At 43.6% G+C, this 23,083-nt stretch carries 24 protein-coding genes; 14 read left to right on the top strand and 10 right to left on the bottom strand.

The genetic code is table 11. From position 1 onward, the window contains the following. Positions 1–24: 24 nt before the first annotated feature. From ACMXYT_RS03995 to ACMXYT_RS04005, 3 genes are all read right to left on the bottom strand, one after another. On the bottom strand, positions 25–492 hold the full coding sequence (locus tag ACMXYT_RS03995; protein WP_415900331.1) for a hypothetical protein: 468 nt from the start codon (positions 490–492) through the stop codon (positions 25–27). A gap of 156 nt (positions 493–648) precedes the next feature. Then, complete coding sequence (gene ppa, locus ACMXYT_RS04000; RefSeq protein WP_299180651.1) at positions 649–1,182, bottom strand: inorganic diphosphatase; 534 nt, start codon at positions 1,180–1,182, stop codon at positions 649–651. A gap of 106 nt (positions 1,183–1,288) precedes the next feature. Then, positions 1,289–2,290, bottom strand: coding sequence for a class 1 fructose-bisphosphatase (locus ACMXYT_RS04005; RefSeq protein WP_415900332.1), 1,002 nt, complete (start codon positions 2,288–2,290; stop codon positions 1,289–1,291). Between the two features lie 259 nt (positions 2,291–2,549). Between ACMXYT_RS04005 and mpl the strand changes: the two genes are divergently transcribed. From mpl to ACMXYT_RS04030, 5 genes are all read left to right on the top strand, one after another. Next, positions 2,550–3,923 carry a UDP-N-acetylmuramate:L-alanyl-gamma-D-glutamyl-meso-diaminopimelate ligase gene (gene mpl, locus ACMXYT_RS04010; protein WP_415900333.1) on the top strand — a complete coding sequence of 458 codons (1,374 nt, stop codon included), beginning with the start codon at positions 2,550–2,552 and terminating at the stop codon, positions 3,921–3,923. A 25-nt stretch (positions 3,924–3,948) separates the two neighbouring features. Continuing rightward, a complete protein-coding gene (locus ACMXYT_RS04015) occupies positions 3,949–4,572 on the top strand; it encodes a flavin prenyltransferase UbiX (protein ID WP_415900334.1) in 624 nt (207 codons plus the stop codon). Between the two features lie 112 nt (positions 4,573–4,684). Further along, the gene (gene tsaB / locus ACMXYT_RS04020) at positions 4,685–5,368 is read left to right on the top strand and encodes a tRNA (adenosine(37)-N6)-threonylcarbamoyltransferase complex dimerization subunit type 1 TsaB (RefSeq protein WP_415900335.1); all 684 of its coding nucleotides are present in this window, start codon (positions 4,685–4,687) and stop codon (positions 5,366–5,368) included. Next, positions 5,369–6,172 carry an undecaprenyl-diphosphate phosphatase gene (locus ACMXYT_RS04025; RefSeq protein ID WP_415900336.1) on the top strand — a complete coding sequence of 268 codons (804 nt, stop codon included), beginning with the start codon at positions 5,369–5,371 and terminating at the stop codon, positions 6,170–6,172. Between the two features lie 17 nt (positions 6,173–6,189). Then, entirely contained in the window at positions 6,190–6,984 is a 795-nt protein-coding gene (locus ACMXYT_RS04030; protein WP_415911873.1) for a class I SAM-dependent methyltransferase, read from the top strand. 24 nt (positions 6,985–7,008) lie between these two features. On the opposite strand, the gene plsB is transcribed toward ACMXYT_RS04030, so the two are convergent. Together plsB and ACMXYT_RS04040 are read right to left on the bottom strand one after the other, a co-directional pair. After that, positions 7,009–9,318, bottom strand: coding sequence for a glycerol-3-phosphate 1-O-acyltransferase PlsB (plsB, locus tag ACMXYT_RS04035; protein WP_415911874.1), 2,310 nt, complete (start codon positions 9,316–9,318; stop codon positions 7,009–7,011). A gap of 14 nt (positions 9,319–9,332) precedes the next feature. Beyond that, entirely contained in the window at positions 9,333–9,545 is a 213-nt protein-coding gene (locus ACMXYT_RS04040; protein WP_415890531.1) for a SlyX family protein, read from the bottom strand. Between the two features lie 219 nt (positions 9,546–9,764). Between ACMXYT_RS04040 and ACMXYT_RS04045 the strand changes: the two genes are divergently transcribed. Further along, positions 9,765–10,196 (top strand): cold-shock protein, encoded by a 432-nt coding sequence (locus ACMXYT_RS04045; RefSeq protein WP_415900340.1) that lies wholly within the window; start codon positions 9,765–9,767, stop codon positions 10,194–10,196. 57 nt (positions 10,197–10,253) lie between these two features. Here the strand turns inward: ACMXYT_RS04045 and ACMXYT_RS04050 are convergent, their stop codons facing one another. Next, positions 10,254–10,868: a DsbA family protein gene (locus ACMXYT_RS04050; protein ID WP_415900341.1), complete on the bottom strand. Its 615-nt coding sequence runs from the start codon at positions 10,866–10,868 to the stop codon at positions 10,254–10,256. Positions 10,869–11,104: 236 nt separating this feature from the next. On the opposite strand from ACMXYT_RS04050, the gene ACMXYT_RS04055 reads away from it, so the two are divergent. The 3 genes from ACMXYT_RS04055 (at position 11,105) to ACMXYT_RS04065 (ending at position 14,836) form a co-directional block, all read left to right on the top strand. Next, positions 11,105–12,142: an NAD(P)H-dependent flavin oxidoreductase gene (locus tag ACMXYT_RS04055; protein WP_415911875.1), complete on the top strand. Its 1,038-nt coding sequence runs from the start codon at positions 11,105–11,107 to the stop codon at positions 12,140–12,142. A 122-nt stretch (positions 12,143–12,264) separates the two neighbouring features. After that, a complete protein-coding gene (locus tag ACMXYT_RS04060) occupies positions 12,265–12,858 on the top strand; it encodes a LemA family protein (RefSeq protein ID WP_415911876.1) in 594 nt (197 codons plus the stop codon). Positions 12,859–12,880: 22 nt separating this feature from the next. Then, entirely contained in the window at positions 12,881–14,836 is a 1,956-nt protein-coding gene (locus ACMXYT_RS04065) for a M48 family metallopeptidase (protein WP_415911877.1), read from the top strand. 50 nt (positions 14,837–14,886) lie between these two features. Here the strand turns inward: ACMXYT_RS04065 and ACMXYT_RS04070 are convergent, their stop codons facing one another. The 4 genes from ACMXYT_RS04070 to ACMXYT_RS04085 all read right to left on the bottom strand — a co-directional run bounded on the left by ACMXYT_RS04070 (position 14,887) and on the right by ACMXYT_RS04085 (position 17,438). Then, positions 14,887–15,396, bottom strand: coding sequence for a hypothetical protein (locus tag ACMXYT_RS04070; RefSeq protein ID WP_415911878.1), 510 nt, complete (start codon positions 15,394–15,396; stop codon positions 14,887–14,889). Positions 15,397–15,564: 168 nt separating this feature from the next. Further along, complete coding sequence (gene folX, locus ACMXYT_RS04075; RefSeq protein WP_415890536.1) at positions 15,565–15,930, bottom strand: dihydroneopterin triphosphate 2'-epimerase; 366 nt, start codon at positions 15,928–15,930, stop codon at positions 15,565–15,567. Between the two features lie 33 nt (positions 15,931–15,963). Next, a complete protein-coding gene (locus ACMXYT_RS04080) occupies positions 15,964–16,902 on the bottom strand; it encodes a sensor histidine kinase (RefSeq protein ID WP_415905321.1) in 939 nt (312 codons plus the stop codon). After that, positions 16,899–17,438: a heme NO-binding domain-containing protein gene (locus ACMXYT_RS04085; RefSeq protein ID WP_415911879.1), complete on the bottom strand. Its 540-nt coding sequence runs from the start codon at positions 17,436–17,438 to the stop codon at positions 16,899–16,901. The genes ACMXYT_RS04080 and ACMXYT_RS04085 overlap by 4 nt, the downstream gene beginning before the upstream one ends. Before the next feature lie 201 nt (positions 17,439–17,639). Between ACMXYT_RS04085 and ACMXYT_RS04090 the strand changes: the two genes are divergently transcribed. From ACMXYT_RS04090 to ACMXYT_RS04110, 5 genes are read left to right on the top strand one after another with little or no spacing between them, the layout of a single operon-like run. After that, complete coding sequence (locus tag ACMXYT_RS04090) at positions 17,640–18,236, top strand: response regulator (RefSeq protein ID WP_415900348.1); 597 nt, start codon at positions 17,640–17,642, stop codon at positions 18,234–18,236. Between the two features lie 2 nt (positions 18,237–18,238). Beyond that, complete coding sequence (locus tag ACMXYT_RS04095; RefSeq protein WP_415911880.1) at positions 18,239–19,285, top strand: HDOD domain-containing protein; 1,047 nt, start codon at positions 18,239–18,241, stop codon at positions 19,283–19,285. After that, positions 19,285–20,106, top strand: a complete 822-nt coding sequence (locus tag ACMXYT_RS04100) for a phosphate/phosphite/phosphonate ABC transporter substrate-binding protein (protein WP_415911881.1) — start codon at positions 19,285–19,287, stop codon at positions 20,104–20,106. Before ACMXYT_RS04095 ends, ACMXYT_RS04100 begins: the two co-directional genes overlap by 1 nt. 15 nt (positions 20,107–20,121) lie before the next feature. Further along, positions 20,122–21,786, top strand: a complete 1,665-nt coding sequence (locus ACMXYT_RS04105; RefSeq protein ID WP_415911882.1) for a sensor histidine kinase — start codon at positions 20,122–20,124, stop codon at positions 21,784–21,786. 9 nt (positions 21,787–21,795) lie between these two features. Continuing rightward, positions 21,796–23,076, top strand: a complete 1,281-nt coding sequence (locus ACMXYT_RS04110) for an HD domain-containing phosphohydrolase (RefSeq protein ID WP_415911883.1) — start codon at positions 21,796–21,798, stop codon at positions 23,074–23,076. Positions 23,077–23,083: the final 7 nt, after the last annotated feature.

Here is a 23,083-nt window from a genome sequence, read left to right on the forward strand (position 1 = left end):
CTTTTTTTATGCTTAAAGGGTGCTCTAGCAGGTTTGTTCTTCTTTTTTAGGGGCGTTACAAGCTAGCTCTTCTGGTGCAACGACAGCGCTACCAATAAGTAATGAGCCTTTATGCTCACCTACATACATTTTTGTTGTGGAGCGTTTGTTTTTATTATCAATGAAGACAATATTAAGTTGACCTGAAGGTTTTAAATTTAGCTCATAGGTTTTGCCATCTTGAACATAGCTTGGGTTTGTACCCTCAGCTACTGGTTCAATGAAAATACGACGAATCTGACGGCCTTTGAAACCAGATTTAATATATTTCTGTAATGAACGACGAGACTCCTTGTCGACACCTTCCCAGTTAATCAGATTAAAAATACCTTGAGCATCACGGCTGCCAAAAGAGTTGAGGTAATTTTGTACCAAGTCACGGTTCTGATCGGCGAAAGCGCTGTTGGAGATCAGGATTGCGAAAGCAGTAATAAGTGTCTTTCGAAGTGTCATTTTTCACCTCTGTTTTTATGAATTTCCTGAGACAGCTGTACTTAGTATATATTTTTTTGAGCTTACGAAAAGCTGAATGGCTATATGAGAGGGAATTTTATGTAATAAAAAACCCCGCGAAGCGGGGTTTTTTGAATAAGATTGGCACAGATAAGCTTATTTAGCTTCTTCGTACGCCTTAACGCCAGCAACGATAGCTTCTTTAGCTGCTGCTGCGTTGCCCCAGCCTTCAACTTTAACCCACTTACCTTCTTCTAGACCTTTGTAGTTTTCGAAGAAGTGCTTGATGCGGTCAAGTTCTAGTTGTGGAAGATCTTCAATGTCGTTCACATCACGGTAAGCTTTAGTTAGCTTGTCGTGTGGTACAGCAACTAGCTTAGCATCTTCACCAGCTTCATCTGTCATGTTTAGAACGCCTACCGGGCGGCAACGGATAACAGAGCCAGCGATTACTGGGTAAGGAGTCAGAACTAGTACGTCTAGTGCGTCGCCATCGTCAGCTAGTGTGTTGTTGATATAACCGTAGTTAGCTGGGTAGAACATTGGTGCAGCCATGAAACGGTCAACGAAGATCGCGTCTTCTTCTTTCTCGATCTCGTATTTAACCGGAGAGCTTTCTGCCGGAATTTCGATGATTACGTACAGATCGTTTGGCAGATCTTTACCTGCTGGTACTTGTGCGAAGCCCATGTTTGTCTTCCTGTAAGTAGTTTTGAAAAGGTTACATCTAAAGTCTGGGGATTATGTCCCAGACTTTAGCGGTTATGAATACTACTTAAAGCTGAAACGTATAACTTTAAGTATTGAGTTTAGCTGCTTGACCGTCACCAGATTCAGCGTGGTATGACAGCAGAGTCTCTACTTCATTTTTAGAACCGAGTGCTACACCGCTACGTTGGTGAATATGAGTAGGCTCTAAATCCATGATGTTTTTGTAGCAAGTGCTAGAGATGCCGTCAGCTTGCTCAATCAGCATGCTCATTGGGTTGCCTTCGTACATTAGGCGAAGTTTGCCCGGCTTGGTTACGTCACGGCTATCCCATGGGTAGCAGAAAATGCCGCCGCGAGTAAGTACACGGTGAACTTCAGCAACCATAGATGCAATCCAGCGCATGTTGAAGTTTTTGCCGCGTATACCTTCGGAGCCTTCCAGAAGGTCGCCAACATAGTTGCGCATCTCTTCTTCCCAGAAGCGGTGGTTCGACATGTTGATCGCAAACTCTTTAGTGTCTGCAGGGATAGTCACATTTTCACGAGTCAGGATGAAATCACCTGTGTGAGCCAATGTGAAGAAGTTCACGCCGTTACCCGTTGTCAGAGCAAGAATAGAGGACTGACCGTATAATACATAACCTGCAGCAATCTGTTTGCGGCCTGTTTGTAGGTATGCTTCATCTGAGCTCGGATCCATGCCTTCTGGTAGCTCTAGAATAGAGAAAATAGTACCCACTGAAACGTTGATGTCGATATTTGAAGAACCATCTAGTGGATCGAAAATCACTAGGTATTTGCCTTCAGGATTCCCAGCTACAGGGTGGTCTTCTTCCTCAGATGCCAAGCCTGCTACTAGAGGGTTATCTAGTAAGAATTTTTTCAGGAGGTCGTTTGCGATCACGTCCATCTTTTTCTGGGTTTCACCCTGAACGTTGGTGTTGTCCGTGGATCCTAAAACTCCAGCTAATTCGCCTTCGCGAAGTTGGATCGCAACTTCTTTACAGGCAAGCATTAAGGTGCCAATCAGATCGACTAATTTGTCTTCGGTTTCCTGTTGTTTCAGGAACTGGCTCAGCAGAAGCATTCTTGTATTTTCTCTCAAATAGAGTGGTTGGAAAGTTGGGTGGGAATTTTACGTGAATCTTTGATGAAATGCATGGGGTGTTGAGGGATTTAGGTTAAGAAACACTCAGTATTTTGGCGTAGGTTTGGGGATTTTTACACAATCTTCATAATAGCTGTGTATTGGAGCGGAAATCTCAGCTCCTAAACAGGCAATTTGGCTGTTAGGGCGGTTGTTAAAACTGCTATGATGACGGTCGCTTTTTTGAAGGAGTGTTCGGGTGCATATTCATATTCTAGGTATTTGCGGAACCTTTATGGGATCGCTGGCAATATTGGCTAAACAGCTAGGGCATAAAGTGACGGGTTCCGATCAAAACGTGTACCCACCTATGAGTACGCAACTTGAATCACAAGGTGTTGAACTGATTCAGGGGTTTGATCCTTCGCAATTTACACCCGAGCCGGATCTGGTCGTTGTCGGCAATGCTATGTCTCGTGGTAATCCTGCTGTGGAATATGTCCTTAATAAAGGACTGAAATATACATCCGGCCCGCAATGGCTTTCAGAGCATCTTCTTCAAGATAAATGGGTGTTAGCCGTTTCGGGAACCCATGGTAAAACCACGACCTCTACTATGTTGGCTTGGATCTTAGATCATGCTGATATGAAACCTGGTTTCTTGATAGGAGGAGTTCCGTTGGACTTCGGCGTTTCAGCTCGGGTAGGCGATTCTCCTTTCTTTGTTATTGAGGCAGACGAGTACGATACCGCCTTTTTTGATAAACGTTCCAAGTTTGTTCACTACCACCCACGTACCCTGATTATGAATAATTTGGAGTACGATCATGCTGATATATTCCCTGATTTAGCGGCAATTCAGAGACAGTTTCACCATGTCGTAAGAATCGTGCCTGAAAATGGTCAGATTATTCTTCCGCAAGGGGAGAGTGCGTTAGAAGAAGTTATCGAGATGGGCTGTTGGACCGAGGTGTCCAGAACTAGCTTAGAATCTGATAGCAGTGAATGGCAGGCGAAATTACTTAGTGAGGACGGTAGTCAGTTTGAGGTTCTCCACCAAGGAAAAGTGCAGGGGACGGTTACTTGGCAAATGACAGGTCGCCACAACGTTAACAATGGTTTAGTTGCTATTGCTGCGGCGAGAAACGTTGGCGTTCAGCCTCATCATGCGGTGGAAGCGTTAAATGCATTTGCAGGTGTTAAGCGTCGTATGGAGCTGCTTGATACCGTTGCAGGAATCTCGGTTTATGATGACTTCGCGCATCACCCAACTGCGATCAGTACGACTTTGCAGGGCATTCGAGCCCAGGTTGGAGATGCTAAAATAGTAGCAGTTGTTGAGCCTCGCTCAAATACGATGCGTCTTGGTACGCATCAAGCTTGGTTAGCAGAGTCAGTCGAGTTGGCTAACCAAGTTTGCTGGTATCAGCCGGAAGGTTTGAACTGGTCGCTTGATAAAGTCGTAGAGCAGGGTCGAGTGCCGGCGCAGGTATTTTCGCAAACGGAAACACTTATTGATGAACTGGTACCGACGCTAGAACCTGATACGCATATTGTTATTATGAGTAATGGTGGTTTCGAAGGTATTCATCAGCGCTTATTGGCAAAACTGCGTGAGCGTTTTGAAGGTTAGTTATTCGAGTTAGGTTTTAAGATTTATGAGTACTACTCAGCAAGAGAAAATTACTTTAGCTATCACAGGTGCTTCTGGTGCGCAGTATGGCTTAAGGCTTTTGCAGTGTTTATTAGCTGAGGGCCTGCAAGTTTTCGTAATGATTTCACGCGCTGCTCAAGTTGTGATTAATACAGAAACAGATCTGAAATTACCGGGTACGCCCTCTGAACAAGAATCTTATCTTGCAAATTTGTACTCAGCCAAAGACGGGCAATTGAAGGTATTTGGGCGTGAGCAGTGGATGGCGCCTGTTGCTTCAGGTTCCGGTGCTCCGAGTCGCATGGTTGTATGTCCCTGTAGTACAGGGAGTTTGTCTGCGATTGCTACGGGTGCCAGTAATAACTTGATTGAGCGAGCTGCGGATGTGGCTTTAAAAGAGCGTCGCCAGCTTATTTTAGTGCCACGAGAAGCCCCTTATTCTGAAATCCATTTAGAACATATGCTAAAGCTGACTCGAATGGGGGCCGTGATGATTCCAGCGAGTCCAGGTTTTTATAACTGCCCAGAAACGGTGGAAGATATGATTGATTTTGTGGTCGCGCGAATCCTTAATCAATTAGGGATAGAGCAAAGCCTGTTACCTCGTTGGGGTGAAGAGCTTATTTAGATGCAATAAAGCTACCTTGCAGGTAGAATTGCGCCCTAAAATAGAGATGTAATGGCTTGATATAGCCGTTTCTCTTTAAAGGTAAATTTTAAATTCCAAAGTGATCTGATTAATGTCCAAAATTTTAGCGCTTGATACTTCTACTGATGCTTGTTCTGTAGCTTTGAGTCTTAACGGTGAAATTCAGGAAGATTTTCGGGTCATCCCTCGTCAGCATACTCAGCAGCTTCTACCGATGGTGCAGGAAATGTTGGCAAATGCACAATTAGCTGTCACTGATTTAGATGCAATCGCGTTTGGGCGTGGTCCGGGTTCGTTTGCAGGGATTCGAATTGCCACCGGTGTTACTCAAGGCTTAGCTTACGCTGCAGATATCCCTGTTCTGCCTGTATCTACTCTGGCTGCGCTTGCTTTAGCCGCATCTGATAAAGAGCAAGTTTCGTCCGTTGTAGCAGCTTTAGATGCTCGCATGAATGAGATCTATGTGGCGAGCTACCAAATCGAATCAGGTGAGTTAACAATGCTTTTAGATGAAAAAGTATGTGCACCTGCGGAACTAAGCCTAAGTGAAGGTTCCTATTTTGCAGTGGGCAGTGGCTGGCGTTATCTCGAAGATATGAGTTCAGACACGCAGAATGCTATTTCGGTTAGCGAAGAGCTTTATTATCCCTCTGCTGCTTACATGCTTAAGCTAGCAGAACAAGATTGGACGCAAGGAAAAGCGGTTGCGGCAGATAAGGCGTTGCCTGTTTACCTCCGTGATGAAGTTGCGTGGAAGAAAAAGGATCAACAATAGATGGATTTCTTCCAGGTAATCATTCTTGCCCTGCTTCAGGGGTTAACAGAATTTTTACCGATCAGTAGTTCTGCTCACCTTATATTGCCTTCACAACTTATGGGCTGGCCTGATCAGGGGTTGGCGTTTGATGTCGGTGTACACGTTGGTACTTTATTTGCCGTCGTGGCGTATTTTCGTCAAGATTTGAAACAGATGTTTTGTGCTTGGACGCGCAGCATTTCAGGTATGCACACACCTGACTCACGTTTAGCTTGGTTGGTGATACTTGCAACTGTTCCTGCAATGTTTGTCGGTGTATTTCTTAATGACTTTATTGATCAAAACCTACGTTCAATGTTGGTTATTGCAGGAACTACCCTGATATTTGGTGCGTTATTGTGTTGGGCTGATCTGTTTAGAGTTGAAACTCGTCAGATCGAGTCGTTGAAAGTTAAAGATGCACTTGTGATCGGTTGTGCTCAAGCCCTAGCGCTAATTCCAGGTACATCTCGAAGTGGTATCACCATCTCTGCGGCCTTAATGCTTGGTTTAGAAAGGCAGGCTGCTGCGCGCTACTCTTTTCTGCTCTCTGTCCCAATCATTCTAGGGGCAGGTCTTGTTAAGGGCTTAGATCTCTATGCTCAAGGTGAGAGTGCTCCTTGGTTAATGGTTGCTCTAGGCACTTTGATTGCGGGTATTAGTGCATTCAGCTGTATCCACTTCTTCCTAAAATGGTTAGACCGTATTGGGATGCAGCCATTTGTTGTATACCGTATGATTCTGGGTATCTTCCTTTTAGTTATCTGGTTTACCACCGCTTAAGGCTTTTAGGTTTTTGAATGTCTAATCCAGCCCTTACAGATATAGTTGTTGTTCCAATGCATGCTGATTTTGCTGAACAAGCAGAACAGTTTGCCGCTAGATTGCAGCTACCAATCAAATCACCAGATCAAGCTCATGACTGCTCTTTAGAGTTACAGCTTTCTGAGCAAGGTCTAAGGCTGCAACCTTGTGGCAAAAAAGCGCCAGGTCCAACTTACGCTGATTTTGTATCAGGTGCGGTTGCTCATCGCCGTCAGTTTGGTGGTGGCAAAGGCCAAATGATTGCTAAAGCAGTGGGTATTAAAGGTGGCATAACGCCACAAGTGCTGGATGCTACAGCAGGTTTAGGTAAAGATGCCTTTGTATTGGCAACTTTGGGTTGTGATATGACATTGTTAGAGCGTTCACCAATTGTTCATGCGCTCCTAGAGGACGGTTTAAACCGTGCTGCTGAAAGTGAAGTGGCTGATATTGTCGAGCGTATGCAGCTACATAATGCGAATAGTATTGAGTGGATGCAGTCTCAGGCAAAACAAGGCACAACTTTTCAAGTGGTCTATCTCGACCCTATGTTTCCCCATAACGATAAGAGCGCATTAGTGAAAAAAGAGATGCGCGCGTTTCGTCCAGTAGTAGGGGATGATCTCGATGCAGATCAGTTATTGGATGCGGCATTAGCGATAGCTGAAAATCGCGTTGTGGTTAAACGTCCGCGTAAAGCTCCCTTCTTGGCGGATCGAAAACCCTCTTTGCAGTTCCAAGGTAAATCCAGCCGCTATGATATCTATCCTCTGAAAAAGCTTGAGGCATAGTAGTCATTAAGTAGCTGGCTTAGATTAGCGCTCTCTAAGTTTGTGATCGATCAGTGAAATCATATGTGGGCGCAGGATTTTGTTTGCTTGTTTAAACAAACTTTCGCTATCAAAATTTGCTCTGACCCTAGCGTTCTCTTCCCGAATAAAGTCCAAACTACGCAGCTGTTTAATAAAGGATTTTAATACTTGTTCATCCTTATATTCAGGCGTGCTGTAGCCATATTCTAGGTGGATCTTTTCTGCAATTTGTTGGCTGCTGTGGATAAGATCGTCACGGCTAATCTCTTCATATCGCGTGAGTACTCGAAGCAAAATATAGTAACGAAGAAGGATTGGCTCAGCGTTGAGTATGAGTGTGTTAACCAGTGCGTTAGAAGTGGTTTTCCACACTTGCGGTTCGGATTCTTCAAGTAGATTCTGCTCTAGTAGTACATCTCGAATCTGTTTTAACTGATCGGTGAGCTCTTCCATTTTGTAAGGTAAAAATAGTTCGGCCTGTAAAAATGGATATAGCATACGAATAGTTCGATTGATGTTTTGCGCGCGTGGTGACTCCAAACGGTGAGCTAGTAATAAGTACATGCTGGGGAGTACCAACATATGTTGAATGTTATTACGATAAAAGCTCATCTCTTGTGCTTGAGCCTGATTGATCTCTACTAGATTTAGCTTGGTTTCTAGTTGCCTCATATTGTGGGCGCTTTGGATCCAATCAGAAGGCTTTCCATCTGGCAGTAGAGCTGTGTTTGGATAGAGTTGTGTTAATAGGTTGAGCAAACGCGTACTTTTATCACTCAGTTCAGCAACTGATTGCAGCTGACTTCCGCTCAGCAAACAGGTAGCCAACAAGCTGCTTTTGGTAACGCCAGCTGCTTGGTTGATATTGCACATCACTTGCTGAGATATATTGGTGACATCCTCTTCTAGGGAAAGGCTAGCGTCAGAGTGGTCTTCTAAAGGTATAGGTTTACCGAAACTTAGTAATGTCTCACCAAACTTCTGTCTTAAGATTTTTAGCGATGAGAAAAACTCAGTAAATGACTCTCGCTTCTTCTTGGCTCCAGCTAACTCTTTTTGGTAGCTGCGGCTTTCGACTAGACGATCATAACCAATCCAAACGGGAATCAGAGCAACGGGCTTAGGGCTGCCTTCACGGAAAGAATCGATACTCATAGAGAGGAGGCCGGTTTTAGCTGGCAGCAATCGACCGGTGCGGCTGCGGCCACCTTCAATAAAGTATTCTAAGGCGTGGCCTCTGTGGCTCATCTGCTCCAAGTAGGTTTTATATAAGCAGGCGTAAAGCGGATCGCCATGAAACTTACGACGCATAAAAATCGCGCCGCCGCGTTTTAAAATGGGTCCGACAATCGGGATATTTAGGTTTTCGCCTGCTGCTACATGGGGAATCATTAAACCATGGCGATATAGAGCCCAAGATAACAATAGATAATCCATATGACTGCGATGGCAGGGTAGGTAGATTATCTGATGGGTTTTGGAAATCTCTTGAACTTCTGTCGTGTTATGGATTTTTACCCCGTTGTAGAGGCGTTTCCATACCCAGTTTAGAATGGGGTCTAAGAGTCTGATTGTTGTTGGGCTGTAGTTCGCTGCGATTTTATCGAGGGTTTTAAAACAGTGTCTTTCGATTCTATGACGACTGGTATTTCTCTCAGCTGCTTGCAGGTCTATAGCCTTTTGTACATTGGGGTGCTTCAGCACTAAAGAGATCAATGTTCGGCGATGTGATAGGTCAGGACCAATGATTGATGCTCGAAGAATGCTGAAGTGCGTGCGCAGAACCCTAGCGGTTTTTCGTGCGATGGACTCAATATTATCGTCTTTAACCATCAACTGTTGCAGATCTAGTGGTTTATCCACAGAAACCAGTGTTTGGCGGCCATTGATAAGGAGCTGCATAAAGCTGCCTAAAGGGCCAGCTTTATGCCATGTTTCAGTACAGAGCAGATTAAGCCAAGATTTTTCTCTGTTTGGACGTCGGCCATGAAAAATTGCGACAGGGATAATCTGAATATTTAGCTTAGGGTTACTCTGCTGTGTGGCTACAATCTCTGTTAAATCTTCTTTAAGCGGACTTTTGCCTTCGGAATCAGCAAAAAGAAGCTGTTGCTGCATAAAAGGGATACCTTGTTTTTGCAGCACGTTTTTTAACAGAAGCTGGTGGCTTAAGCGGTCGCTTTCCAGAATGTAATAAGTGTTACGAGTAGAGTTTGCCTGCAACAGCTGAGGGTTCACCACGCGAGGACGGGTAACGATACTGATGAATTGCCGACCTAAATAATGTAAACCGCTTTGTAACAACGACAGCATATTTCCCTTTTGCCTCAATAATGTGGAGGGGGTGGCTCATTTTCGCCAGCACCAGCAACTCCGTCCACCGTTAGGTTTTTCAACTGCTGGTTCATGATCTTGAGCATACGCTTTAAACGCTCGAGTTCAATCTCCTGAGATGCAACCATGTTATTTAATTTATCCAGAGTGTCTTCTTGAAACGCCACGCGGGTTTCTAGCTCTGTAATGCGTTCTTGATCGTTCATTGAATGGATCCAAGCCATGCGTGTTATTGAGATTTAGCATAGTTTATCAGACTCGGATATTAAACGAATGTGGCTTATTTACGGGATTAACAATATAAGCTGTTGAAAAAAATCACGAAATTCGATATACCTCTCTGTTTGGTAGGGATAATTTTTATTCCGCCAGTACAAGTGCTATTCATGTGATAAATGACAATATAATACAATGAGGGTTAATCAGTGATTCGTAGTCTGATTGTGAGTGCTATCGCGGCCGTTTTAGTGCCAGTTCTGTTAGGTTCGGTAGCAGGTGTTGAGGTAGAGTTATCTAATATTGCTGCTGTGGCAGTTGTGTTTGTAGTGACTTTTGCTGCGTCTTTCTTTGCAGCGTCTGGTAACAATGCTGAAGCAGATGCTTCTGTAATCAATGGTGCAGAAGAAGAGTATATCGACGAAAACGATGACCGTGAGCAGGGCACCGTTAAGTGGTTTAACGTGTCTAAAGGTTTCGGCTTTATCACCCGTGGTGAAGACGATGACGTATTTGTTCACTTCCGTAATATTCGTGGTCGTGGCCACCGATCTTTGGCAGAAGGTCAAAAGGTACGCTTCCATGTACGTGAGAGTGATAAAGGTCTTCAGGCGGAAGATGTTTCTGTTGTAAGAGACTAAGCTCATTCCAACGGGGTTGCTGTTCTGGTAACCCCGTTGTATTTACCTCTGTAATTCTCACCTGCCTAAAATCGCTTCAATTCTTCTCGTTACTTCCTCGATTCCACAATAGCCATAGCTAATTGCATGTGCTCCGGCTTCTGTTGCAATAAATAGCGAAGGAAACCCTTGAGCGCCAAGCGCGTGGCTTTGTTGTATTTGTTGCTCTAATTCTGTTTGGGCTTCAGGGCTAGTCATTAGTGCGCTGAAACTGTCTTTGTCCAAACCAATCTCTGCAGCAAGGTTAGTAAGTACTTCTATATCCGAAGGATTTAAAGCCTTTTGATAATAAGCTTTTTGAATCGCATCTATCATTTCAAAAGCAGCATCTGACTCAAGATGCTCAGCGGCAATCACGGCGCGACAGGCTGGATAAGTGCTACGTCTAGGCGTGTTCTCGCGCCAGAAGTCGAAATTGAATTTAGCTCCAGTATGTTCCTCAATGTGCTGCCAAATTGAGATCAGTTTTTGTTGCATCGCTTCTGGCATAGGCAGATCTGAGTCAGGGGCTAAGCCTCCCATCAGCAATTGCCACTGCAATTCTGGATACTTATCTTTTAAGTGGGAAATCACCGGTGAGAATGCCCAGCACCAACTGCACATTGGGTCCATGACGTAGATGAATTTGTTCATGTTTATCCTTCTATCTGGAGGTTCAGTTACACCACTTAAGTGATTCTTACAGACCTATATTACAGTGGGATAGTTCCATAATTATCTGTAGTTTTACTTAGAGTTAGATATTAGTTCTCTTTCAGTGAACAAATGGTTCTTTAAAAAGCGTTAGTTAAGCGTACTTCCACTGGTTAGACTCCCGAGGAAAGCACGTACCTGCTCAACCTATTAGCTTTGTAGTCGAAGGATAATGTATGAATATGAATGAAATGTTAGGTGTTGATGTCTCTATTATCCAAGCGCCTATGGCTGGAGTGCAGGATTGGCGATTGGCGGCTGCTGTATCCGATGCTGGTGGATTAGGCTCTATTCCTTGTGGGATGTTATCTACGGAGCAGATATGTGCCGAAATTGAGCAGTTTATAGCGTATACAAATCGCCCTTTTAACCTTAACTTCTTTTGCCATCAGGTCCCTTCAGTAAGCGATCAGGAGATAGCTGCTTGGATCGATCAGTTATCGCCTTACTATCAGGAAGCGGGGCTAGAACCTGAATACAGTGCGAAAGCGTCACGCATGCCTTTTAGTAAAGAGACCGCTGATGCAATCGAAAAATATGCGCCGCCTGTCATGAGTTTCCATTTTGGGTTACCAGAACCTGATCTTCTAGCGAGAGTAAAAGCCTGGGGAGCGACAGTGCTTTCGAGTGCGACAACGGTCGAAGAGGGTATCTGGTTAGCTGAAAATGGTGCTGATGTGGTTATTGCCCAAGGTGTTGAAGCTGGCGGCCATCGAGGCATGTTTTTAACCAAGGATTTGGAAACCCAGTTGGATACAAAAACGTTGGTAGCAAAATTATCTGCGGAGCTTTCGATTCCAGTGATTGCTGCGGGTGGTATTGCTGACCAAAGCGATATTAAAGATATGTTGGGTCTAGGTGCTCAAGGAGTGCAGATAGGCACAACTTATCTGTTATGCGATGAGGCTAAGACCAGCGAAATTCATCGGGCGATGTTGCAGCAGACAGATATCCCTACCGCCATTACAAATCTTTTCTCAGGTCGACCTGCTAGAGGCATTCGAAATCGTGTTATGCAAGATCTGGATGACTGGTCAGAAGTTGCATTGGCTTTTCCTTTCTCTACTCAAGCGATCACTCCTTTACGTGGTTATGCCGAAAGCAAAGGCTTAGGGGATTTTACGCCCTTGTGGTCAGGGGAAAATCGTTCTGGGTGCAGGGCTATATCTGCAAAGGATTTAACTGCTGAATTGTCGCTAGCCTTTAAAGCATAAGTTAACTGTTTTTAACTTGTTTTAGAGGGGCAATCTATTTCTTCTCTCCGCAATCTAACTTATAGTCTTTTTATCAGAATGATTCTCTTTTAAAGGGATTATGGATAGTTAAGGAGTTAGATGTGGACATTGGATTAATTGTTACGTTGGTTGTTCTGTTAGGTGTGATCTTTTACATAGTCAGCATCTACAATAGCTTAGTGAAATTGAAAAACCGTTATGAAAACGGCTTTTCACAAATCGAGGTGCAGCTAAAGCGCCGTTACGATCTTATTCCTAACTTAGTGGAAGTAGCTCAAGGCTATATGAAGCACGAGCGTGAAACGCTTGAAGCGGTCATTCAGGCGCGAAATGAAGCGTCCGCTTTGTTGAAAGGTGCGGCTGCGGTACATAGTGCGGACTCGCTACAACAGTTGTCAGGTGCTGAGAATCAGCTGCAGTCGGCTTTGGGTAAGTTGAACTTTGTAATGGAAGATTACCCAGATCTAAAAGCCAATGAAAATATGATGCAACTGTCGGAGGAGCTATCATCCACCGAAAACCGTGTCGCGTTTGCTCGCCAAGCGTTTAATGATTCGGTGACTGAATACAACACTTACCGCCAATCTTTCCCACCCGTTTTCTTCGCAAACATGTTTGGTCACTCTCAAGATGCGACTTTGCTTGAGTTTGATGACAGCGAGCAGATTCAAGCAGCGCCGAAAGTAAGTTTCTAACAACTTGCGAGGTTGCTGATTCATGAATTTTTTTGAGCAACAGGACAAAGCCAGACGCAATACCGGCTGGCTTGTCTTTCTTTTTTGCCTAGCTGTTCTGAGCTTAATTCTAATTACCAATCTTTTGGTGGGTATCGCTTTTCAGCTTATATCAGGTGACACCACAGACATTGCTGCAGTCTACGGTTCCTCCTCATTTGAAAATCCAGGTATTTTCTCTTGGCGGAACTTTGCACTCATTAGCTTGGCGGTCGGAGGAGTGGTTGGCTGCGCTATTTTGTACAAATGGTGGCAACTATCCTCTGGTGGTAAAGCGGTGGCTGAGTCTCTAGGTGGTGTACGTATCTTGCCTGACAGCGAAGAACCAAATGAGCGCTTGGTGCTTAATGTTGTTGAGGAGATGGCGTTAGCCTCGGGCATGCCTGTTCCACCGGTTTACCTTATGGCACATGAGATGGGGATTAATGCCTTTGCCGCAGGAAATACCCCAGCAGATGCGGTGATTGGTGTTACCCAAGGGAGTATCGAACATTTTAAACGGGACGAACTCCAAGGTGTTATTGCGCACGAATTTAGTCATATCTTGAATGGCGATATGCGTCTAAATCTACGTTTGATCGCTTTGCTGCATGGCATTGTATTTATTGGTCAAGTCGGTGAGTTATTTGCTCGCGGCGGCAGTGATCGTCGTTCTGATGGTCGAGTGGCTCTTCTAGGTATTGGCTTGATGATCGTTGGTTGGCTAGGGATATTTTTTGGCAAGCTAATCAAATCTGCTGTCAGTCGACAGCGAGAATTTTTAGCAGATGCCAGTGCAGTGCAGTTCACCCGTAATCCTGAAGGTATTGCAAATGCATTAAAGCTGATTGGTGGATATTCGCCGGGCAGTGAGATCAACAACTCTCATCGTAGCGAAGTGAGTCATCTGTTTTTTGGTCAAGCGATCTCTAGTCTTTCCAGCCTATTTGCAACGCACCCTCCAATTGTTGATCGCATTCTGCGTGTCGACCCTCACTGGGATGGCAACTTTCTTTATCGTGGTAATGAAACCCGTGAGCGAAAGCTTGAAGAAGAGCAGCAGAAAAGCGAAGAAAAACGCCAAAGGGTTCAAGAGGCTGCTGCAATAGGTGCAGCGGTTATGACGGGTGCTGGGGAGAGTGCTTTAACAGATAATAGTTTGAGTGCTTTAACAGATAATAGTTTGAGTGCAGCGCGAGAGAAAATAGATCTAATTCCTGAGTTTTTGTATGAACAGGCGAAAGAACCTTTAGGAGCGATGTCTATCTGTTGCTCCTTACTGCTCCATAGTGAAGGTGAGCTACGCCAGAAACAACTGGAGATGATTAAGGCAACGGAGTTTCAAGGATTAGAGAAAGAAGTACTTAAAACAGCTCAAGCAGTAGATAAGCTTCAAGAGCATTGTCGTTTACCACTGATCGAGTTATTAATGCCAGCATTGAAATGCATGTCAGCTGAACAGTATAAGCAATTCAAGCGTCTACTCATGCAGCTGATTAGAGCGGATAAGAAAACTGACCTATTCGAATGGTGCTTATTCCAGTTGGTTCAGCATTACCTTGCAGGGGAGCATGACCCTGAGCTTAAGAGTGCTCCGCGTTATAAAACACCAGGTCAGATCGGTGATGAATATGCGCAAATATTATCTGCTGTGGCTCGTTTTGGGCATGAGGATGAAGAGTCTGCAGAAAGGGCATTCAATCGAGGTGCAGGTGCGGTTTCGCTCTACAATATCCACCTTTTACCGGCCGAAGAGTGTGATGTTCAGGTGTTTATCAAAGCCGTAAATGTACTTGGGCTTGCGTATCCGTTGCTGCAGCGCCGCTTACTAATAGGTCTTTGTCGATGTATTGAGCATGATGGCAAGCTTACAACGACAGAACGCGAGTTAATCACGACTATTGCGGCCATAATGGGATGCCCTCTACCAAAGCTAGAGCATCTAGATGAAGGTGAATAGACAGCAAGCCCTCACAGGGCTTGCTTAACTAATAATGAGGGACGTTATTTCTAACAGGCAAGTTGTCTATTGGAGGTGAGTCGCTCCATCTCTTCTTCTAAGTGTGCTGATGAGTAGTCAACAAATTTACGGCCAGCGACTAAGCGGCTAAGTGAACGCCCTTCTAGATGGATATATACTCGGTCATGAGAACGGTGGAATTCAATGACTTTACCGTTCCCATCCTTTTCAAAGTGCCCATCGGCACAGACTTTATCTAATTGTACAGAAAGCCCATCAGAGTTATTTGTCTGTTTGATGACTGTTGCAGGAATGCAGTGTCCGCTTTCTAAAATGGTGACGCCGTCACCGATGGTGTAGTTACAGAATTTATCTTCGGCTTTACGTTGCAGTAGTTCGTCGACCACGTCGATAAGAATATTTTTAACGACCTCATGGGCTTCAAAAGAACCTAAAAGATTTTCGCAAAAAGCACGGTGATCAGTGGCGGCATGCCAAGCAGCAGCATTATTATCATTTACTGCCTGACGAATAAGTTGATTAAACCGATTGATATCCATCTACTTCTCTCCCTGAGTTATTGACTACCTTGTTAGGGTGGACTCTCAGTAGATTAGACGTGATTAAGCAAAATTCAAGAAGTCTTCCCATTGAATAAGTTGAGAATTTTTCAATATAAAGTAGTGGTAAAGGTGTTTTTTTCTACTTCTAAAGTAGTGACTTTGCGCCTAGAGATCTTTTTTCCACTCTAAAGAGAGTGAAACTGAATCTGCAAACCTTAGGGCGTGGGGTTTGTCGATGGTTACTTTGGCATAAACTGTCCATGGGTGGGTTGTGCAGATATCTAGTACATCGGAAACGAGCTTTTCCAATAATAAGAAGCGACCGTCTTCCACATGTTTTATCACTTCTTTGGTGATGGTTTTGTAGTTAAGGGCCTGATCAACATCATCATCTGCAAATGCTTTGCTCGCTGGATATTGAATTTCGATATTGATAACAACATCCTGCTGCTTTTCCATCTCTTCAGGGTTAAAACCGATAAAGGTACGTAAACGAAGATTGGTTATGTTGATAATTGCGTTGCTGAGCATGGAAATCCTTTTGGTCACAGGAGTGGTTTGAGTTCAGTTTATAGGGAGTTTGATCGTGAAAGTAGTGCCTTCACCTGTTTTACTTTGTAATTGAATTTCGCCGTTATGTTTTTTGATGATGTTGTGTGAAATGGCTAGCCCCATACCTGTACCTTGCCCTATTGGCTTAGTGGTAAAGAAAGGGGTGAAAATATCTTTCTGTACCTCTTCGGATATGCCGCAACCATTGTCAGCTATTTCTATATATACGTATTGATCATCGTGTTTGGATCTCACTGAAATACGGGGGCTTTGAGAATCGACTGTAGCGTGCTTGGCATTCAATATCAGATTAAGAAAAACCTGATTCAGTTCATTTAAGTTACATTGGATCTTGGGAAGAGGCTCAACTGAGACATCTAAAGCTACAGAATTTTTTAGTTCGCTTTGCAGCAGCTTTAATGTGCTGTTAATACCTTCTAACAGATCGTAGCTGCCGTGATCACCTGCTTGGGTCCTAGAAAAACTGCGCAAGTTTTGAACGATATCTTTAACGCGTTGCAAACCTTCTTGAGTATCTTCCATTAATTGAGGGATATCTTCAGAGATAAAATCGATATCTTGATCAATTAGTTGCTGCTCCAAATATTCTCTCTGATCTGTGGGAAGTTTCGGCAGTAATTGCTTTATTTCAGTGAAGAGCAGGTTATAGGCGTCAAAATACTGCTTCAGTGATTCGACATTGCTTTTAATGAAGGCGACGGGGTTATTGATTTCGTGTGCAACGCCAGCCGAGAGCGTACCTAATGTCGCTAACTTCTCGTTTTGCAGCATCAAGGCTTGTTGTTTTTTAAGCTGTTCGTAACTTTGCTCGAGATGCTGATTTTTTTGATAGAGCTCTCGCGATTTTTCTTCTAAAAGGTGCTCAGCTTCAAGCCGTGCTTTGCGCTCGCGCTCATATGCTTGTTTATAGGGATTAGGCGCATTGGTCATGTGTGAAACTCAACGATAATGTCGCAATGGGGATCGCCTTTATGACAGCAAATATCGTGAGTAATCGATATGGGCGTCTGGTATTTCTTTGCAGCACCTCTAATTAGCCCCTCAGCTAGAATGCATAGCTTTCTGGGTGAGGTGTAACGCATCAGCAGTGATCCATTTTCTAACTTTTCGTATTCAAACCGAGGTAAGGCTGGGTTATCAAATAACTTTTTAACTTCTAAATGTATGACACCATCCACGCTTTCAAGGAAGCTACAAAGATCAGGTTGTTTCTCAAGAAAAGCAGGATATCTCCGGGCTAAGTTATCAAATAGAAACTCGCCAAATGCGCCGACTAATGTACCTGCTTCTATACCTGTTTGTTCTGAAATTTCAGTAACTAATGCAAAGAGCTCATCATCCGGGTAGGTTTGACCTGCTGTATAAACCCCATCGAGTGACAGCTTATCTAAAATGGCATTCCATCGTTCTAGGCCGCATTGGTCTAGTACCATCTCTTCTAGAATATTGAAAATAACTCCTTTCATGCGCGCTACCTTCATTCCGTCGATTTAAGTTGTGATCTTCAATATAGACTATTTTATGGCTGCTGGCATAAATGTCCTCTTGTTCATGAGGTAACAGACTGATTTTGTATTCATGACTCAGTTTTTTATATGACTTTTGTGACAAATTGGAAATTCGTGACTACTTTAAATTAGTAGATCAGTATTTAGGGCAGGCGGATTATGAAAACTTATACATCGGGAGATGTCGCACAAATTTGCGGTGTAAGTTTGCGTACGGTTATCCGTTGGATAGAAAAAGGTGAATTAAAAGGATTTAAGCTGCCAGGTCGCGGGAATAACCGAGTATCGGAAGAGAATTTAATAAATTTCCTCAAAGCTCATGATATTCCCTTACCCGAAGAGTTGTTTAGCCCAGGCGAGAATTTAATTTTAATCGTTGACGATGAACCCGCTGCAGCAAGAGCGATACAACGAGTGTTAAGAGGAGCCGGATACGAGACCAAAATAGCAGTGAATGGCTTTGAGGCAGGTTTGTTGCTCACGCAGTTAAAGCCTGCGGTTATGACACTAGATCTTAATATGCCAGGGTTGAATGGTGAGGATGTTATCAGTTACGTTAGACATGCAGATAATCTAATATCTTCACGTATATTAGTACTCTCTGGTGCTTCTGATGCTGCGTTAGAAAGAGCGGTAAAACTGGGTGCTGATAGTTGCCTATCGAAGCCTTATGTTAATTCTGAGCTGCTTAAACAGATCGAACAGTTAATGGAACACTCGCAAGAAAAGCTAACTGAAACCTCTAGAGCAATCTGATTATGAAACAGGGAAACGTTGTATTTATTGATGATGAGGTGAGCACCCTACGGGCGTTTAGGCGAAGCTTAAGGGAGTATGCCAGAGAATGGAACTTTGTCTTCGAATCATCTCCTCTTAAAGCACTTCGGGTCATCAAAGATCAGAGGCCTTCTATCGTAATTAGTGATAAACGCATGCCGGAAATGGACGGCGAGCAACTGCTAAGGGCAGTCAAGGAGAGTGTTCCTGAAGCGATGCGTATTTTAATCAGCGGTGATACCAGTGATAGCACTGTGTTGGCTTCTGCTGATGTTGCTCACCTACTTTTACCTAAACCTTTTGAAGCACAAGAGCTAGTTGAAGTGCTTGAAAGGGCAAAGGCGCTAAAACACATCCCTATTTCAGATGCCCAGCGGAAGCTAATCGGGTCTTTGCAGCACCTGCCTTCATTACCTTTAGTGTATAGCAGACTTAAAGAGTATTTAGTCAAAGCAGATGAACCTGAAATTAGCCAGTTGTCGTTAATCATTGAAGGCGATCCGGCGATCTCAGCCAAAGTTATTCAAGTGGCTAATTCTAGTTTCTTCGGCTTTCAATCGAAGACGGATAGTGTACATCAAGCAATTATGCGTCTGGGTGTTGGGCTTGTTGAGAATTTGGTTCTTTTTTTCGGGATCTCTCTACAAGAACCTAATCAATTTGATGCGGGCCAAGCTCAGAAAGTAGTAACTTTACTGGAAGAGATGCACTCAAATATAAATCTTGATAACTCTGGAGATCAGATTTATCTGGCAGGCCTTTTTCATGGCATTGGGTCATTAGTTGAGATGGACGATCTATCTGAAATAGATGCAATCGGTGCTTATTTACTGAAACTATGGGGGTTTTCACCTGACGTAGTAAATGCAGTTTTATATCAGTCTTGCCCATTGAATCAAGAGCCTTTATCGAAATTAACTTGCCAACTTTTCGTTGCCAAACGGATGGCGAGTGGACATCAATCTTTGGATGAAATTTCAGAAGAGATTCTGGATTGTGCGGAAATTATTGTTAAGGAGAGCACTTAATGAAAACATTACATTCATTGGCATTGGCGAGTTTAATCGGTTTTATGCCGGTTAAATCTTTCGCTGAAACATTAACTTTAGGGATCGTGCCGCAACAATCAGCTAAGAAGTTAGCGAAATTATGGACACCAATTAGTGCTTATCTAAGTGAAAAGTCAGGTGTGAAAATTATGTTTGCTACTGCTCAAGATATTCCTACCTTTGAAAAGAGGGTGTTGGCAGGTGAGTACGATATCGCTTATATGAATCCCTATCACTATACGGTGTTTAGTCAGAAGCCTGGTTATCAAGCGATCCTAAAACAGAAAGATAAACGTATTAAAGGGATTGTTGTCGTACAAAAAGATAGTCCTATCCAGAGCTTGTCAGAACTTGATTCCAGCGTGCTTTCTTTCCCTTCTCCAGCTGCATTCGCAGCCAGCGTACTGCCACGTGCAAAGATGAATAAGGATGGCATTAACTTCGAGCCTAAATATGTTTCCTCGCATGATTCTGTATACCTCACGGTATCACGGGGTTTATTTCCAGCAGGTGGCGGGGTCATGAGAACTTTCAACAATACCGATCCTAAAGTAAAAGAAAACTTACGTGTTCTTTGGACTACACCCGGTTACACCCCCCATGCCATTGCGGTTCATCCTCGTGTTGATGCTGAAAAAATGCAGAAAATACAGCAAGCCTTTTTAAGCATGAATGATGATCCTGAAGGTAAGGCACTATTAAAATCCATCAATTTCAAAGGGATGGAAGTTGCTGCCAATGATGACTGGGATGATGTAAGAGACTTGGATATTAAGTTGCTTGAACATCTATTGCAGTAACGGCTGGGGTCATTAGTGTCTCTTCGACTTAAAACGATACTAGGTATCGCCACGATTGAAGCCTTATTGCTGCTGCTATTGATTAGCATGACCTTAGATTACCTTCGAACCACTAACTATGAAGGTTTAACTAAGCGTGCTCAAACAACCGCGACTTTGTTTGCGACTACGTCTAAAGATGCGGTTCTCAGTTACGACTTGGCTTCTTTGGAAGCCTTCGTCTCTGAAGTAATGGTCAATCCAGACCTAGTTTACGCTCGCGTACTTGGGCCGGAAAACATAGTGTTTGCCGAAAAGGGCAGCGCGGATGTGTTGTCGAAACCCTTTTACGCAGATCAATCCGTTTCGACCGCTGAGGACGGTATTTTTGATACCTACGCAGAAATCTCAGAAGGGGGGCAAGTTTACGGTCGAGTAGAGTTAGGCTTAGATATCAACAGCCTAAATAAAACCATTGAAGAGGCTGAGCAGCGAAGCGCATTGATTGCGGCGATAGAGATGGGGCTGGTGGCCCTGTTTTCTCTGATATTGGGTACCTATTTGACTCGCCAACTCAAGGTGCTGACACAAGCTGCTGAGGTTATATCGGTTGGTGATTTCGAAGTTAAGGTGCCTGTTAAAGGCCGAGATGAAGTTGCGGATGTAGCACTCGCTTTTAACGCGATGGCAAGTAATCTACATGAAGCGAGTTCACGAAGGGATGAGTTTGAAGTACAACTGACAGAACTGAACCGTTCTCTTGAGGAAAGGGTTAAGGCGCGTACTAAGGAGTTAGTGGCTAAGAACAAACAATTGGAACAGGCCAATAAAGAGATAAAAGAAGCGCAGGCTAAATTGCTACAGTCAGAAAAAATGGCCTCTATCGGTGTGCTGGCGGCAGGCGTTGCCCACGAGATAAACAACCCAATGGGATTTGTGATTAGTAATATTGGCACATTAGAGCTCTACGCCAATAACTATCGTCAATTACTCGCGGCCCACAAAGAGATCATAGAGACCCCCGAGGGTGAAAAGCGCGATAGTCTTATTGCTCAACTTAAAGAGTTGCAGGAAGAGCTTGATTTTGAGTTTATGAATGAAGATATGGATGAACTGCTCAAAGATACTAAAGAAGGTTCGTCTCGAGTTAAAGATATAGTTCAAGGTTTAAAGGCGTTTTCTCATGTAGATCAGGTTGAAAAGTATGAATTTTGTAATCTGAATGACTGTATTGAAGCAACCCTGAAGGTTGTGAGCAATCAATTGAAGTACCACTGTGAAGTATCCACTGATTTAGCGGAAATTCCGTTAACTTATTGTTTACCCGGTAAAATTAACCAAGTACTTTTAAATTTACTGGTGAATGCTGGGCAAGCTATTACCGATACAGGTTCTATTTTTGTAAGCTCTACAATTAATGAAGATCGGATAGAAATAAGGATTAAAGACTCAGGCCAGGGGATTGCAAAGGATCAGTTGGATAAATTGTTTGATCCTTTCTACACCACTAAGAAAGTGGGCGAAGGCACAGGTCTGGGCTTATCTATCTCCTATGGCATTATTGTCGAGGAGCATAACGGTGATATTTTGGTGGACAGCGAAGAGGGTAAAGGGACATGTTTTACCCTGTCATTACCGATCTTAACCAAGGATCCTTCTTTACTGAAGAAGTCTGAATCACAGGACCTAGTACAGGAGTAAAAAAAGGTTATGAGCTATCCGGATAACACGATACTACTAGTTGATGATGAGCAGGCTGTTCTTAATTCGCTTAAACGCTTATTACGGCCGCTAAGATGTAAAGTGCTGACAACGGTATCTCCCGTGGAAGCACTAGATATGCTGAGAGAAAATTCCGTCGATATTTTGGTTAGTGATATGCGTATGCCAGAAATGGGCGGAGAAGAGTTTCTTGAAAAGGCTGCGAAAGAATTCCCTGATGTAGAACGAATAGTTATTTCTGGTTATGCCGAGGCGCAAGCGGCTATCGATGCCATTAACCGCGGTAAAGTCAGCCGCTTTTTACTAAAACCATGGGAAGACAGTGATGTCTTAAAGATGGTTGAAAAAGGTTTTCAGCTTGCAGGCCTACAAAAGGAAAATGAAAGACTACAACAGGAAACCAAAGAGAAGAATGAAGAGCTAGAAGCGCTCAATCGCTCCTTGGACCACAAGGTTCAAGAACGTACTCGCCAACTTAAAATGGCGAATGACCGTATTAAAGAGAGTTATCGCTCAGTCGTTCGCATGTTCTCCACCCAAATTGCGCGCCGTTTGGGGATAAAGGCTACAAAAGAAAACAGTAAACTGAACCAGTTGCTTGTTGCCGTTGCAAGTAAAACAGGCGTAGAAGGGCAGGAGTTAAAGCAACTTTATTATGCTTGGCAGTTGCGCCAGATAGGTAAACTAAGTTTCTCTGATGACTTAATTAAAAATCCCTATCTAGCAATGAATACTGAGCAACAACGTACCTTTCAGCAGCACCCCCTGTTAGCTCAAGCAGCATTGCTATTAGTCAAACCGTTATATCCAGCTGGTCAGATTATTCTGCAACACAAAGAATATTTGGACGGTAGTGGATTTCCTAAAGGCCTATGTGGCGATCAAATCTCTATTCGGGCGCAAGTGCTTTGCGTTGTGAATGATTACGTAGAGATGATTACCGGTTTGTATGATGAGCGGCAATACAGCACGATGGAAGCAATTACTTACATGCAATCTACGGCTCCAGAACGTTATAACCAACAAGTGGTAAACATTTTAGCTGAGGTTGTTGAAGGGTTGTCTAAAACGGGTGATGTTCTTAATGATAAAAAGGTCCTTAGCGACCAAGTCCGCAAAGGTATGAAACTAAGTCGTGATCTAATCAGTCGCGAGGGGATTTTACTACTCAGTGCCGGGCAGGTTTTGGATGATGTCTCTATTGAGCGCATCAGAGAAATGGAATTTAACTTAGAAGAAGCGTTAGAAATATACGTTTCTCAAAAGTAATGGCCAA

Origin of the sequence: Neptuniibacter sp. QD37_11, assembly GCF_047778105.1 — a bacterium.
Taxonomy (GTDB): Bacteria; Pseudomonadota; Gammaproteobacteria; order Pseudomonadales; family Balneatricaceae; genus Neptuniibacter.